The sequence below is a fragment of the Enterobacter cloacae complex sp. P16RS2 genome (assembly GCF_014982155.1).
In the GTDB taxonomy this organism is placed as follows: Bacteria; Pseudomonadota; Gammaproteobacteria; order Enterobacterales; family Enterobacteriaceae; genus Enterobacter; species Enterobacter cloacae_M.
Genome location: NZ_JADCKW010000018.1, coordinates 35,809 through 51,122 on the forward strand (window position 1 = coordinate 35,809; position 15,314 = coordinate 51,122).

General features: G+C 52.0%; 13 protein-coding genes and 1 pseudogene. 4 read left to right on the forward strand and 10 right to left on the reverse strand.

The genetic code is table 11. From position 1 onward, the window contains the following. Positions 1-90: 90 nt before the first annotated feature. Positions 91-588, forward strand: coding sequence for a non-heme ferritin (gene ftnA, locus INF68_RS12795; RefSeq protein ID WP_014884366.1), 498 nt, complete (start codon positions 91-93; stop codon positions 586-588). 36 nt (positions 589-624) lie between these two features. Here ftnA and INF68_RS12800 read toward each other — a convergent pair whose 3' ends face one another. Next, the gene (locus INF68_RS12800) at positions 625-966 is read right to left on the reverse strand and encodes a hypothetical protein (RefSeq protein ID WP_126786427.1); all 342 of its coding nucleotides are present in this window, start codon (positions 964-966) and stop codon (positions 625-627) included. Between the two features lie 229 nt (positions 967-1,195). Here INF68_RS12800 and tyrP point away from each other — a divergent pair, with 229 nt between their 5' ends. Continuing rightward, positions 1,196-2,407 carry a tyrosine transporter TyrP gene (tyrP, locus tag INF68_RS12805; RefSeq protein WP_126786428.1) on the forward strand — a complete coding sequence of 404 codons (1,212 nt, stop codon included), beginning with the start codon at positions 1,196-1,198 and terminating at the stop codon, positions 2,405-2,407. A gap of 119 nt (positions 2,408-2,526) precedes the next feature. On the opposite strand, the gene INF68_RS12810 is transcribed toward tyrP, so the two are convergent. The 9 genes and pseudogenes from INF68_RS12810 to INF68_RS12850 form a co-directional block, all read right to left on the reverse strand. Continuing rightward, positions 2,527-3,900, reverse strand: coding sequence for a hypothetical protein (locus tag INF68_RS12810; RefSeq protein ID WP_126786429.1), 1,374 nt, complete (start codon positions 3,898-3,900; stop codon positions 2,527-2,529). Continuing rightward, positions 3,900-4,157: a PAAR domain-containing protein gene (locus tag INF68_RS12815; protein WP_047652360.1), complete on the reverse strand. Its 258-nt coding sequence runs from the start codon at positions 4,155-4,157 to the stop codon at positions 3,900-3,902. The genes INF68_RS12810 and INF68_RS12815 overlap by 1 nt, the downstream gene beginning before the upstream one ends. Further along, a complete protein-coding gene (locus INF68_RS12820; RefSeq protein ID WP_126786430.1) occupies positions 4,157-4,909 on the reverse strand; it encodes a hypothetical protein in 753 nt (250 codons plus the stop codon). The genes INF68_RS12815 and INF68_RS12820 overlap by 1 nt, the downstream gene beginning before the upstream one ends. Positions 4,910-4,912: 3 nt before the next feature. Next, positions 4,913-5,620: a hypothetical protein gene (locus INF68_RS12825; RefSeq protein ID WP_126786431.1), complete on the reverse strand. Its 708-nt coding sequence runs from the start codon at positions 5,618-5,620 to the stop codon at positions 4,913-4,915. A gap of 1 nt (position 5,621) precedes the next feature. Next, the gene (locus INF68_RS12830) at positions 5,622-6,317 is read right to left on the reverse strand and encodes a hypothetical protein (RefSeq protein ID WP_126786432.1); all 696 of its coding nucleotides are present in this window, start codon (positions 6,315-6,317) and stop codon (positions 5,622-5,624) included. A 3-nt stretch (positions 6,318-6,320) separates the two neighbouring features. Continuing rightward, positions 6,321-7,019 carry a hypothetical protein gene (locus tag INF68_RS12835; protein ID WP_126786433.1) on the reverse strand — a complete coding sequence of 233 codons (699 nt, stop codon included), beginning with the start codon at positions 7,017-7,019 and terminating at the stop codon, positions 6,321-6,323. A 13-nt stretch (positions 7,020-7,032) separates the two neighbouring features. Beyond that, positions 7,033-9,197: pseudogene (locus INF68_RS23505) on the reverse strand (DUF3274 domain-containing protein). Further along, positions 9,197-11,707 carry a type VI secretion system Vgr family protein gene (locus INF68_RS12845; protein WP_126786434.1) on the reverse strand — a complete coding sequence of 837 codons (2,511 nt, stop codon included), beginning with the start codon at positions 11,705-11,707 and terminating at the stop codon, positions 9,197-9,199. The pseudogene INF68_RS23505 and the gene INF68_RS12845 overlap by 1 nt, the downstream one beginning before the upstream one ends. A gap of 377 nt (positions 11,708-12,084) precedes the next feature. Beyond that, the gene (locus tag INF68_RS12850; protein ID WP_126786435.1) at positions 12,085-12,753 is read right to left on the reverse strand and encodes a YecA family protein; all 669 of its coding nucleotides are present in this window, start codon (positions 12,751-12,753) and stop codon (positions 12,085-12,087) included. Between the two features lie 425 nt (positions 12,754-13,178). Here INF68_RS12850 and INF68_RS12855 point away from each other — a divergent pair, with 425 nt between their 5' ends. Together INF68_RS12855 and INF68_RS12860 are read left to right on the forward strand one after the other, a co-directional pair. Then, positions 13,179-14,300 carry a branched-chain amino acid ABC transporter substrate-binding protein gene (locus INF68_RS12855; protein WP_126786436.1) on the forward strand — a complete coding sequence of 374 codons (1,122 nt, stop codon included), beginning with the start codon at positions 13,179-13,181 and terminating at the stop codon, positions 14,298-14,300. 99 nt (positions 14,301-14,399) lie between these two features. After that, complete coding sequence (locus tag INF68_RS12860) at positions 14,400-15,314, forward strand: branched-chain amino acid ABC transporter permease LivH (RefSeq protein WP_126786437.1); 915 nt, start codon at positions 14,400-14,402, stop codon at positions 15,312-15,314.

The window sequence follows — 15,314 nt, forward strand, 5'->3', positions numbered from 1 at the left end:
AAAATAAAAAATTTACGTTTTGCAAATAATTAAATAACAAATTATAGTGTCGCTCATTGTGAACCAGAAATAATAATCCGGAGCGTCACCATGCTGAAAACTGAAATGATCGACAAGCTCAACGCACAAATGAACCTTGAGCTTTTTTCATCCCTGCTCTACCAGCAGATGAGCGCCTGGTGCAGCTATCACAGCTTCGAAGGTGCGGCCGCGTTTTTGCGTCGTCACGCTCAGGAAGAGATGACCCACATGCAGCGTCTGTTTGATTATCTTACGGATACGGGCAGCCTGCCGCGCATTGAAACCGTGGCTTCACCTTTTGCTGAGTATAATTCTCTCGATGAACTCTTCCGCGCCACCTACGAGCACGAGCAGCTGATCACGCAGAAAATTAACGAACTGGTCCACGCCGCGATGACCAGCCAGGATTATCCAACCTTTAATTTCCTGCAGTGGTATGTCGCTGAACAACACGAAGAAGAGAAGCTGTTTAAATCCGTACTGGATAAATTGTCTCTGGTGGGGAAATCCGGCGAAGGTCTTTACTTTATTGATAAAGAACTTTCCACCCTCGATACGCAGAATTAATTTCAGCGCGGTGCCGAAAACCGGCACCGCGTTAATTTACATACACCCCGCACAGCTGGTGCAGCGCCAGTCATGAGGATTCACCGCCTGGTAAAAATAGCGGTAGCTGGACGTCTCCAGCGGAATACCCACCTCGAAGAACATATCCGTTAACCAATCGACATTCTCAACGATCCACTCATCTTCCTGTAAGCCTTGTGCAAAGGTTTGATCTTCAGGATCGATAACCGAATAGATTGCCCAGGTGCCCATATCCTTTTCGCGGCGGGACTCGGGAAGTATCAGGGGTTGGTTCTGCCAGCTGATTATCCAGTGGCCATGGCACAACAGGTTACCTCCCCGACTCCATGCCGCGGTGAAGGGATTCTCTCCAGCCATAAAACCCTCACTTAATTTGATAATTTATATTTATTGTTTACGTTACGCCGAAATATCGCCCAGCAATATTGCCCTTATGAAGTAGGCATCCACCTAAAAAGGATCAGAGCACCAATAATCCGTAAATTATTCATTACACTACTTGTAACGGTGATTTGACGAATTACGGCTTTTCCCTTACTCTGCGCCGCAGATTTTGTCGCGGTTAAGCATCGTTGTAGAGGAAAGCGTGAAAAACAGAACCCTGGGAAGTATTTTTATCGTCGCCGGAACGACAATTGGCGCAGGAATGCTGGCCATGCCCCTGGCGGCCGCGGGCGTAGGATTTGGCATGACCCTGGTACTGCTGGGGACGCTCTGGGTGCTGATGTGTTACACCGCCCTGCTGCTGCTTGAGGTTTACCAGCACGTCCCCGCCGACACCGGCCTGGGTTCACTTGCGGCGCGCTATCTGGGACGCTACGGCCAGTGGATAACCGGCTTTAGCATGATGTTCCTGATGTACGCCCTGACCGCCGCCTATATCAGCGGCGCCGGGGAACTCATCGCCTCCAGCGTCAACGACTGGTTTGGCTCTGACATTACCCCTGCGACGGGGGCTATCTTCTTTGCGCTCATCGGCGGCGGCGTGGTCTGCGTGGGGACATCGCTGGTCGATCTGTTTAACCGCTTTCTGTTCAGCGCCAAAATTCTCTTCCTGATTATCATGCTGGTGCTGCTGGCGCCGCACGTGCATAAGGTCAACCTGCTGACGCTGCCGCTGGAAAAAGGGCTGGCGCTTTCCGCGATCCCGGTCATTTTCACCTCGTTTGGCTTCCACGGCAGCGTGCCGAGCATCGTCAGCTATATGAACGGCGATATCCGCAAGCTGCGCCGCGTCTTTGTTATCGGCAGCGCGATCCCGCTGATCGCCTATATTTTCTGGCAGCTGGTGACGCTGGGCAGCATTGACTCCTCAACCTTTATTGGGCTGATGGCGCAACACGCTGGCCTGAACGGCTTTTTGCTGGCGCTGCGCGAGGTTGTTACCTCCCCGCACGTGGAGCTGGCGGTACACCTGTTTGCCGACCTGGCGCTGGCAACCTCGTTCCTGGGCGTGGCGCTCGGCCTGTTTGATTATCTGGCCGATCTGTTCCAGCGCCGCAATACCGCGGCCGGACGGTTGCAGACGGGGGCCATCACCTTCCTGCCGCCGCTCGCTTTTGCGCTGTTTTATCCACGCGGGTTTGTGATGGCGCTGGGGTATGCGGGGGTAGCGCTCTCTATCCTGGCCCTGCTGCTCCCTTCCCTGCTGGCGTGGAAAAGCCGCCAGCAGCATCCTCAGCAAGGGTATCGCGTGGCGGGAGGAAAACCGCTGCTGTGCGTGGTGTTTTGCTGTGGTGTGGTGATTATTCTGGTGCAGATGTTGATTGCAGCCGGGATGCTGCCGGAAGTGGGATAACAAAGGTTTAAGGGGAAACTATCCGCTTTCATAGGGAAAGATTCCCCTTTAATAAATCCCTTATATCCTGATCATAACCATCCAGTGTGCTGTCGTTAAAATCATTTGTTCATTCATCATCACATCCCCATGTGCTCATAAGCTTTGTCACCATAATACCAGGTAAACAATGCCCCCATCCCAATGAATAAACCTATTAACAGAACCGCCATTATCGTTATAAACCAGCCGGACAGAGTTTTACCGTCGTCACCAGCGCTGGCAATGATTAACATCAGCCCAAAAAACAACATCAGACCGCCAATCCCGCCAGCTTGCCACGGCAACGTATATCTTTTTTCTTCGGGGTAATCGGGTTGGCAGGTCAACCGGGAGGATAGCGCGGCCATGGCAAAATGGTTCTGTGCGGACGCGGCCACAAGCTGATCGCCCTGCCCGTACATAATCGCATCAGCGGCCAGCGTCAGCATCAGCCACTGATAACCGGCAGAGCGCTCACCGAACGATGCTTCAAGCTCCAGCCTGTCCGGCACCACTTTGTTCTCGTCCAGCACTTCCAGCAGCGGATACTTCTCTGTGCGGGATAACCCGGTATACCAGAGTTGCTTAGGCTTGCTGACGGTTTCTGTCCTCAGATAAACGGGCATTTTACTTTCTACGTCTGTGACACCCGTCATCGGCTGATAAAAATAAACCGGTTTTTCTCCTGCTGTTTTGACGTAGTCGTTCGTGAAGAGAAGTGCCGTAACATTTTCCATCTGTTTAGATGCTTCTTCGTCAGAATGCAGATCGACGCAGATAAGCAGCCGTTTAACGACGTAGCTTTTCGACAGATTTATCCATTCCGTGACTTGCGTATAGTCCGGGCATTCAGGTAAAAAAGTGATTTTCTTCGTCGCGATCGCAGAACGTTCAAGCACGCGCCGGAGTTCATCGCTACAGGATTCATCCCCGCCCCGAACCCACACCAGCGCTTCAATCTGCTGGTACCGAGAAAGTTTCCCTGCCATGGGCTCCAGAACGCGGGATACTGCCTGCCCGGCCCTCGTGAAATCGAACGATTCTTCCAGCTCGATTTTCAACGGCATTTTAGCGGCCAGCGGAAACTCTCCCTCAAGTTTCAGCATTCTCAGTGCCAGTTCCTTTGTTGCCTTTGGTGGAGTGAGTACGGACCAGCCAGCAAGGGTAATATTCCCCCTGGCAAAGCTGACAACCTTGTATTCCTGCCGGGCGGCAATCAGCAGCCTCGTTTCCATGTAGTGCCTCATGCCGTGATACACGACAGACCACATCTGAACGAACCCCGTCAGAAAAACAACCGGAATAACAACGGACTGGGCAAGAAAATCGAGATCAACATGTTTATTACCCGGCCAGGTGACTGCCCGAACAGCAATACCGATAATCACGACGATCACATATAAGATAAATACTGCCAGATAGGGGTAGTCGTCTTTAAATTCGTCCTGCTTAGGATACAACCACCAGTTCATCACACAGCCCCCGCAACAGGTAGCGTGGTCCGGATAGCACAACCACACGCCGCTTTACAGCCGTCCACGACCACGCCGCGGTCATTCATCGTCCAGGTTGGGTGGCATTCATTGATAGGGAACGTTCCTTTATGCTCCGTACACGTCACTTCATCGCCTTTCAGAGCCACAGGCAGGCCCATAAATTGCGCGCCTGACGCCTTAATTACTTTCCCGCCGCTCACCAGCGGGTCATTGAGTCGAATTACGCCGTTCATTAGTATCCTTTCCTTCCTGCATCCATATCGCAACGCATGTGCTCCCAGCCGGTATAGCCTTTTACTTCCGGAACCTTATCGGGCAGCCCCTGATATTTTTTCATTTCTTTTAAGCCTGTTTGGTCTAACTCACCATTAGTTATATAGAGCGTTCCCCATGACCAATCGCTGAATGATTTAGGCATTTGTAAAGGCTTATAATTTTTATCTAAACCAATATTGATATAATCTTTACTTTTAAAACCGGGATCATCGAATGGCTTAGATGACATATATATGAAGTCACGCTGATTTTTGTTTCCTCCATCATATGGCTTAATGACCAAATAACCTTGGTCATTAATAACTGCAAATGAAATAGCGTTTTGCTGATCAGGATGAACAGACTGATTAGACCACGCCCTCAATCTAATTTCTAAACTTTCTGGCGCAAACACAGCTATTTGCCAGTTTTTCCCATAGTCTTTTGAAATGATAAATTCCGATACATTTTTTGTCGGTACGGCAATATATTTTTCTGATGGGTGAATATATGTTTTAGAAAAAATTTGATAAAATTGACTCACAGGCTCGGTATGAATGCCCCGTTTTGTATCCGTATACCAGAGTTCGCCCTCGCAGTTCCAACCCTTCAGCTCCAGATAGCGATGATCATCAAAACGGTAAACCACCTGTGTTGGCGGTTCTGAAGCCTTACAAGCCGCCGCAAATAAAACAGCAATAGTAATAATCCCTACACATAATCCTTTCATGCTTTATCGCCCCGCATCCATATCGCACCGCATGTGGTCCCATCCGGTATAACCTTTTACTTCCGGCACTTTATCGGGGAGGTCCTGATAGTTCGTTTTAAACTGGACAGTGTCTTCTTTTAGACCTTGTTTGGTGATGTAATCCAGCCCCCAGGCAGGACCAGAAGAATTAGGCTTTAGGTGATGTATAGCGCCATCTGACGCGGTATATGTAATCACAGATCCACCGGGCAGAGTACGCGGGTCATCAAACGGCTTTGACGACATATACAGCCGGTGTTTCGTCTGTAAAAAACCCTGATCGTTGACGACTGTGAAAGAAAGAACGTCGTCGTAATAAGGGGCATTACTTCCATCAGGTTCATTTTCTCCCGATGACATTGATGCACCACCTTTTACCCACGTTTGTCCATAGTCTTTCGATACTGAAAAACCACCCGTTACATTCCCCCACCAGGGAATGGCAATATAGCGTTCTGAAGGATGCACAAATTTTTTCGTGAAAATTCGATAAAATTGACTGGCTATTTGCGAATGAATGCCTTTCTTAGCATCGACATACCAGAGTTCTCCTTCACAGTCCCAGCCCTTCAGCTCCAGATAGCGATGGTCATCGAAACGGTATACAACCTGCGTCGGTGGCTCTTTCGCCTGGCAACCAACTGCCATAAATACAGCTGCAGCTGTAAGACTTGTCCATAATCCTTTCATGTTATCGCCCCGCATCCATATCGCAACGCATATGATCCCAGCCGGTATAACCTTTTACTTCCGGCACTTTATCGGGGAGGTCCTGATAGTTCGTTTTAAACTGGACAATATCTTCTTTCAGACCTTGTTTGGTGATGTAATCCAGCCCCCAGGCAGGACCAGAAGAATTAGGCTTTAGGTGATGTATAGTGCCATCTGACGCGGTATATGTAATCCCAGATCCACCGGGCAGAGTACGCTGGTCATCAAACGGCTTTGACGACATATACAGCCGGTGTTTCGTCTGTAAAAAACCCTGATCGTTGACGACGGTAAAAGAAATAATATCGTCGTAAGGAGGTGATGAATCACCATTAGGTTCATTTTCGCTGGGAGCAAACGAAGAAGGATACCAGGTTTGCCCATAATCTTTCGAAATCATGGAGCCGGGAGAATCCCAAGTGGGAATTGCAATATAACGTTCTGAGGGATGAATAAATTTTCGGGTAAATATCCGATAAAATTGACTCACAGGCTCGGTATGAATGCCCCGTTTTGTATCCGTATACCAGAGTTCGCCCTCGCAGTTCCAACCTTTCAGCTCCAGATAGCGATGATCGTCAAACCGATAAACCACCTGCGTCGGCGGCTCTTTCGCCTGGCAACCCGCTGCTATAAATACAGCTGCAGCTGTCAGACCTGTGCATAATCCTTTCATGCTTTATCGCCCCGCATCCATATCGCACCGCATATGGTCCCAGCCGGTATAACCCTTTATTTCCGGTACCCTGTCAGGAAGATCCTGATAGTTGGCTTCATGACTCATTATTTTTCCAACAAGTCCTTCTCGCGTGAAGTAAATCAATCCCCAAGCCCATCCTGGTGCTTCCGAAGTAATACTGTCTTTTTCCCCATTAGCAAGGCTATAAAAAATACCTGGGCCTCCAGGTAAAATACGCGGATCATCAAACGGCTTTGATGACATATACAGCCGGTGTTTCGTCTGTAAAAAACCCTGATCGTTGACGACTGTGAAAGAAAGAACGTCTTCATAAGGAGGACCATCATCACCATTTGGCTCATTGTGACCGGGTGCAATACCTACAGAATGCCAGGTTTGTCCGTAGTCTTTGGACACCATAAACCCACCAGCGCCCCAGCCTGTTATTGCAATATATCGTTCTGAGGGATGGATAAATTTGCGGGTAAATAATCGGTAATACTGGCTGACCGGTTCGGTATGAATACCTCTCTTTGTATCCGTGTACCAGAGTTCACCTTCACAGTCCCAGCCCTTCAGTTCCAGATAACGGTGGTCATCAAAACGGTAAACTACCTGGGTCGGCGGTTCTTTCGCCTGGCAACCAGACCCTATAAGTACCGCAACTAAGGCCATACCCGTTGTGTATTTCAGACTCATATCTGTCTCCCTGTCATGATTCCCACCACGATTTTTGTTTCGTTATTCCCAGGTCACCGTCAGATTTTGACTTAGGCATATCCCACTGTAGATTTGCCACCTCCTGATTCCCTGCGGCCAGGTCACGGGACGGCTTAACCGTCGTAGCGTTGTTAAACTGGTTGACCACGCCGAACTCGCCTTTAGGCAGTACATCATTGGGTTTATTCATAAACCATTTGGTCAAGGCTTCATTCAATTTTCCTGATCGGTAATAGTCTCTAGCATGTTGATTGCCATTCTGCGGATCACGCCAGTCCGCGCGGTGCAGCAGATCTTCCCAGAATTTACCCGCTTTATAGTCGAACGCCCGGCACTGGCCGATTGCCAGGTCAAACGCCATCGCATGAGACGGCGCGTACTCGCTCGCCACGATAGAAGAATGCTGGCTGTAACTGACTGGATCTGCCTTCATCCATTCCTTTTCCAGTTCGTCGCGGGGACGAAGCCAGGTCAGCGTGACATTCAGAAAGTCCTTCGTTCCTGTCACCACCCCACGAATCACCCTGGTGTCATACCCGATACGCTCTTTCATCCCGAGTGTTTCGACCTGCAGCTCATCGTCTGTCAGTATATGGCCGGGACTCCAGCTGACGCCCTGGTAACGGCTGACGGCATACGTGGCGCTCTCCGTCAGTTTGATGGAATGGGCTTTTGCAGAATACGAAATGTAGGCATCCGGGCTGAGCGAATCGATGCCAGCGGTGTAAGGCTTATCGCTTGTTTTCTTATCGTTGTTGAGATGATTATTCTGCCCCTGGAGTGCAAAGATAAACGTCTCCGGCAATTCTTCCCCGTTCACAATCACGCCAGATCCCGAATCAGGATAATTGGTGCTTAAGGGTCCGCTGTAATCCGCATCCCCCGTCATGCGCGCAGGCAAAGTAAACTCTTTTCCTGTCGGAGCCAGCCCTACCTCACCATGCTGGTAAAAGACCCGCTGATATAAATTTGGAATATCGCCAGCGATAGTTTTGGGATGCCCCGCCAGCCAAAACCCTGAACGTTTGCCAGAGACACGACGCCATCATTAGGACAGAAGTAGTTATAGACTTTCCCGTTATTATCCCGGCAAAACCTGACGTCTTTGCGCAATGGATTATCGGACGGTTTACGCAGGGTGCAGGCCCCTTCCATTTCCTTCAGCGCAGCGTCATCAAGTACACCGCCTTTGTAATGCGTTGCCATCAGCCGACAGAAATTTTTAAACGTATCCTGCCGGGCTTTATCTGTCTGGTGATGGCCGGGCTGAATATTTTCCGCGGTGCGGGATTCCAGTGAATACGGGGAATGATTCAGGATGACACAGTTCACCGGCGTCAAACCCGCCTGCACCACCAGCATATTGGCAAGCATGGTGATGATCGTGCCCTGACTATGCGCCACAATGTTAATCACATCTTTTTTAGTTTCATCTTCGGTTCTGATCTGAATAATCAAATCAGCGAGGCGCTGAGCGGCAAAAAACTGGTAAATCCGGTGGGGGTTTTCATAGATGGGGTGAGTGTAATCCCCGTCATTCATATGCAGTGATGCAAATCCCGCAGCCGCCAGCGCCACACCGCCCGCCCCCGGCCCCAGCATGTCGGGAATATTGGTTGTGGCGTTCGCGAAGGTGCCGCCCCCTTTGGCAAAGTTCGCGTCAAGCGCATTACCAAAGTTATCGTTCTGGTACTTAAACGCACCTTTGCCGTCATTACCCAGATCGGCTTTTTTATCAGGGTTATCTTCCTGATAGGCATCGTACGGCAGGTGAGCCTGGTCTTTCAGCTTACCCACTTCATCCCGGTACCGCTTCTGATCTGCAACATAATCCGCATGGGTGACGGGCTTATACCCCCAGTAAAACGGGATAACCGGTGAACGGCCGGGACGGGTGATTCTGTATTCCCCCCATTCATGGGTGTAAAAGTCTGTGCGGCCAAGACGTTTACTCAGGCCCGCGATAATGCCCTTCTCCTGGTTCTGGTACGCTTCGCCTACATCATTCACGCCGTGGACCAGAATAACGATCCCCGGCATCGGGCGCGGTACGCCCACACGGCAGGTCTGAGCGACTTCCCCCAAATCCCTGTGTACAGGAATATCCCCTTCTGATATTACCCGTGGCGCATACGGGCTTTTTCTCGCTTCCGTCATTACAGTAACTCCATTTTGTAGGTATCCAGGTCATCGGCATCGAGTAACGATGAATGACCGTTGCTGTCCGTAACACCCTCAACCACGTTTCCGGCCGAGCTGGTCAGCCTGAATTTTTTGTTTGCGAGAATTTGCTCCGGGTCGTCTCCGGCGTGCAGCTGGTAGCGGAGTTTAAATGCGCCCTTATTGAACGGCGGGACCGTGACCTGCGCGCTTTCCGGACCGTCATACTTCAGGTTGGGTCCTTTCAGTTCGATTCCCGTTGGCGAAAAGATGGTGACCAGTCCGTTCGGACTGACTCGGATCCCGCCGCCGCCACAGACCAGCTGTATGCCCTGTTTGGCGCTGCCGTTCAGCTTCCCGGCAGTGCTCGCCATCGTGAAATCTTTCTGCGAGAGCATGTGCATGGCACCACGCTGGGCCTGCGTCGTGATATCCCCGGCACCGGCAATTATCTTGATGCCGAGCTTGCGGACGAACAGCGAGAGTTTTTCCCCCACGGCCAGCGAGAATTTTTTCACCACGTTCACGCTGGCATCCTGTCCTGCTGTTGCGATCAGGTCTTTCCCGGCGGACAGCTGCAGGCTCTGCGGGGTGACGTGTGCGGCACCTTTTTCGGCATACGCCAGAATGCCCGGCCCTGTCAGCTGGTTCATCACCTGAGCCAGCTGGTTTTGCCGATCGGTATCCACATTCCCGGCACCGGCCGTTAACGCGCTTTGTTGCAGCGTCATCGCCAGCGACAATGCTTTTTCCAGCTGCGCGATGGCGGCCGTCATATCCAGCTGTTGGCCCTGCGCGCGGGGCTGGGCCTCTGTGGTAATGAGCACCCCTTTGGCGGCACGCAGCGCCATCCAGTCATCGGTGCGGGCTTCCACGCCCTGCCCGCGTTTTTTCCCCGTGGCATCGACCAGGTGGCCGACGCTGACCTGTCCCTTGCCGTGCTCCGTGGAAATCTTGATATGTTCCTCACCCCGGCGATCCTCAAGGCGGATTTTGTTCGAGGCGGCCGTGCGGATCACGTTGCGGGTATCGTTGCGGTTTGTGACCAAATCCGGATGGCTGCCGTCATGCATGACGTGCGCGATATACGGCCTGTCCGGGTCGCCGCCTTCAAAGGCGACTGCCACCTCCGTCCCGTCCAGCAGCGGGAAGTGAAAACCAAACACATCCCCGCCGTACGGTCTGCCCAGACGCATCAGCGCACTTTCAAAGCCGTCACGTTTTTCATCAAGGTCAAAATCAAACTTCACGCGGTAGCGGCCCTGCGCATCGACTCCGGCATACGTGGGATCGCGATTAATGGCCGCCACGCGGCCGGGCACGGTTCCGGCTATCACCGGACGCGGCAGATAGTCCGGACGGTAGCTGTAGCCGTGCAGATAAGGAATGCCCTTCAGGATGGCGCGATAGTGCTCCGCGCGGCTGCCGGAGAGCGTCATCGTGGTGACAACGAATCCGGGCTTAAACCCGGCAGGAATATCTCCTGTCAGGTTAAACATCACGCCCGGCAGCAGTTCCGGATCGCTGGTCGTCAGCCCCAGCACGCTCTGATTGTTCAGCAGACGCTCATAGCGCAGGCGCGCGTAAAACGTAGCCGTTTCCGCCTCCTGCCCATAAAAGTCGCCTTCACTCAGAAAGTGATCGGCGTAGTGGTACTGTTTGCCGCGGGTTATCCCGTCAGGAATGTCGTTGTCGGTAATGGTTTTATCCGCCTGCGGAGAAAACGGATCGCGATAGTTATAGGTGCGGACCAGCACGTTTTCGGGAATGAGCTGGTAGCGCTCTTCGAGCCCGGTAACGTACTCTTCATGACTGGTCATGCCCGAATGACGGACATATGGCAGCTTTTTATCGCTGAAAACGTAGCGACGGCCCCCGTCACCAAAAATCACCACCGTTTCGGCCGGTACCTTGTCGTGATTTTCAAAGCGAAACCAGATCCCGACTTCGGCCAGCAGGCGGCGGATAAACTGGAGATCGGTTTCTTTCCACTGGATAACCATTTCCCGCAGCGGGTAGCTGAAGCCCAGCTGGTCGAAATCGATGTTGTAACCCTGAAAATGTCCGCTGTCCTTCATTAACTTCGTGACGAGCTCAGGCACCGTCATATCCATGTACACGGCCGAACGGTAATTTCGGTCCATCAGCGCCAGTTCATGCTCCAGCACGCATTCATACAGCGTTTCATCAGCGGACGACTTCAGACGGGAAAATGACGTGATTACGCCATTTATCTGCCGCACCGGCAGCCAGGGATCCTGATGATGCCAGCCTGCTCTCGGATTCGGGGCACGCAGAATAAACTCGGCTATCTGGTTAAGGACGTCTTTAACCGCGATGTTCGGTGTTGGGCTGGTAAAGCGAATAGTATAACGGTAAGGTTTACTGAGTTCTTCTTCCCCGCTAAACGAGTGAACATCAGATAAAACGGTTTTATTTCTGGGAAAATAAAGTAAATAACGATTCAGTGTATCCTGATATTGAACCGTGTCTGATTGTCCTGCCATCGTCAATTATCCTTTTGAACAACCGATAAGGTTAATCAAAATATACGCCCGGAGGCCGAACATTAAAACCTTATTTCACAGAAAGGGATAAAGGATTTAATTTATTCAACGCATAAATAAGCGCAAAATAAACATTCATGAGTCAAATGAAAAGATAAATACCAGAAAGATATATGACAATCCAAGAATACAACTAAGCACTTCAGGGTGTAGAGATCAAAGATATTCGATGAGCAACAATAGACATTCAGCTTATTCACGGTCTGATACGCCTTGCCATATAAGGGGCCTCGACGGCCCCTTATCTCGTTCACAGGTAAAGACCGTATTATTTTCTACTGGTCTTAAGGTGAACGAACCAATGCCACAAAAATGTTTCAGTGCAAACAGCAGCTCTTAAACTTCTTCCCGCTGCCGCAAGGACACGGATCGTTACGTCCGACCTTCGTGCCGTTCACCGTCGGCTTCTTCACTTCCGGCTGCTGCGGATTGTTTACCCAGTAGTTATACAGGCGCAGCGCCGCAGGCTGGATGCTTTCGATGCTGGAGATGTACTCCTCTTCGGACAGTTCATCCAGCTTCTCGCTGTTCTCTTCCGTCCCGTGCAGGGCAATCACGTCAAGATCGGCCTTCAGGGCTTCCGGCAAGGCTGACCAGTCCGTCAGCGCCACGCCGCGCATGTAGCCATAACACCACTCTTCCACCACGGTATAGCTCTCACCGTCCACGTCGTTATAACCGAACATAGGTTCAAACTGATCCGGGTACTCGCTCAGGCGCTCGGCGATATCGTTCATATGCTTAAAGCAGAGATCGATAAAACGGTTCATCTCACGATCGTTTTTCCAGCGCGGAATGTACTTCTCGCCACCCCACACCGCCACCAGCCAGGCATCTGGCTCAACGACAACAGGACCGGAAAGCACTGCGGTAAGCATGCCGTCCAGTTCGGACACGTCAATCACGGACGCGTCATCATGACCGTAAGACATTAACGTCTCTTCAAGCCACGCCATTTCGCTTTCATTCAATGGGCCTTCAGTCATCGCTGATACTCCTGCAAAAAAGGAAACGATCCTAACACATATCTCACTCCTCTCCGGGCTGAAGTTTAGGTCTTTATTGCTGCAAAAACGTGCAAATCGTGACCTTTGCACAACTTATGGGCTTTATTGTTAACGATATGTGATCTCCGCTGTAATTTCTTCTCCTCCCCTAAGGCGGCATAACGCGGGGCTCTATACTCAAACATGTCACATGCCCGTCAATGGGTTAACCATTCTGGCAACGTTTTTGCTTAACGTTCTTCGCGCTTCTCTGCGCAGGGAAATCTCGCCGTACTATGCAGGATGCCGTCTGTATCTTGTTCGTTTAGTGCATTTTGTTCTTGCTCGTGTTTCGGATTGGCTGCGCCGTCGGGCGTTCGGGTTTACGCCGTGGTGCAAAAACCTCTTTGCTAAGGAACATAATAATGTCGCTGAAATTAATCAGAACTCCTCTTTCTCTTGTGTTGGCCGGTTGCCTGGTGACGGCGTTTTCCGCCCGGGCAGATATTGTGATTGGCGTGGCCGGGCCGTTCACGGGTCCCAATGCGACCTATGGCGATCAGTACTGGCATGGCGCAACGCAGGCCGCTGAAGACATTAATGCCGCAGGCGGTATTAACGGCGAGAAGATCAAACTGGTTCAGGGGGATGACGCCTGCGAGCCCAAGCAGGCCGTCGCCGTCGCAAACCGTTTAGTTGACCAGGATAAAGTCAATGCCGTGGTCGGCCATTTCTGCTCATCTTCCACAATGCCCGCCTCCGAGGTGTACAGCGACGCGGGCATTATTTCGATTACCCCCGGCTCAACTAACCCGCTGATCACCGAACGCGGCATGAGCGATATGTTCCGCATGTGCGGCCGCGATGACCAGCAGGGTCAGGTGGCCAGCGACTTCATCATCGACAAGCTGAAAGCCAAGCGCGTGGTCATCATTCACGATAAAGACACCTATGGTCAGGGCCTGGCTGACGCCACCAAAGCGGCGCTGGCGAAGCGCGGGGTACAGGATGTGATGTATGAAGGGTTATCCCGCGGTGAAAAAGACTTTAACGCGCTGGTGACCAAGATCGGCGCGCAAAAACCGGACGTCGTATTCTTCGGTGGCTGTCACCCGGAAGCCGGCCCGCTGGTTCGCCAGATGCGTGAACAGGGCGTGCAGGCGAAATTCTTCTCCGGCGACTGTATTGTCAACGAAGAGATGGTGACCGCTGCGGGGGGCACGCAATATACCAACGGCATTTACATGACCTTCGGTAAAGACCCGCGCCTCATCCCGGACGGTAAAGCGGTTATCGAGAAATTCCGCGCAGGTAAATTCGAGCCGGAAGGTTACACCCTTTACTCCTATGCCTCCGTACAGGCCATTGCCGCGGCCTTCAAGGCCACCGGCGGCAAGGACTCCGCCAAAGCCAGCGAGTGGCTGAAAGCCAATTCCGTCGACACGGTGATGGGCAAAAAAGCCTGGGACAGCAAAGGCGATCTGAAAGTGTCTGACTACGTGGTTTACCAGTGGGACGACAAAGGAAAATATAAGGAAGTGCAGTAACGGGACGGAGTCACGCTCAACGTCGGCGGGCATGCCCGTCGGCGCGTAATAAACATCCGGCTGCGCGCATTGCGCAGCCTATAAAACGAGCGCGCTAAGATGAGTACATTCTTCCTGCAACAGTTAATCAATGGCTTAACGCTGGGCTCCGTCTACGGTTTAATCGCCATCGGCTACACCATGGTGTACGGCATTATCGGGATGATCAATTTCGCCCACGGCGAAGTGTATATGATTTCCGCGTATCTCTGCGCCATTGGCCTGGCGCTGCTCTCGTTCTTCGGTCTGCAGTCGTTCCCGCTGCTCATTCTCGGGACGCTGGTGTTCACCATTGTGGTCACCGGGGTGTACGGCTGGACCATCGAGCGTATCGCCTACAAGCCGCTGCGCAACTCGACGCGCCTGGCGCCGCTGATCTCCGCCATTGGGATGTCGCTTATCCTGCAAAACTACGCGCAGCTGAGCCAGGGTCCGCGTCAGCAAGGAGTGCCGACCATGCTGGACGGCGTGATTCGCCTGCATCTGGGCGACGGCTTCGTGCAGATAACCTACACCAAAGTGTTTATTCTGGTTGCCTCGTTTACCGGCATGCTGGTGCTCACCTGGATAATCAACCGTACCCGGCTGGGCCGGATGTGCCGCGCGGTACAGCAGGATCGTAAGATGGCCTCCATTCTGGGCATTAACACCGACCGGATTATTTCGCTGGTCTTTGTCATCGGCGCGGCGATGGCCGGTCTGGCGGGGGTGTTGATCACCATGAATTACGGCACCTTTGATTTCTACGTCGGGTTCGTGATCGGCATTAAAGCCTTCACTGCGGCGGTGCTCGGCGGCATCGGCTCCCTTCCCGGCGCCATGCTCGGTGGCCTAATCCTTGGCGTGGCGGAAGCCCAGTTCTCGGGCATGGTGAATTCGGACTATAAAGACGTCTTTTCGTTCGGCCTGCTGGTCATGATCCTTATTTTCCGTCCCCAGGGCCTGCTTGGGCGCCCGATTGTGGCCAAAGTGTGA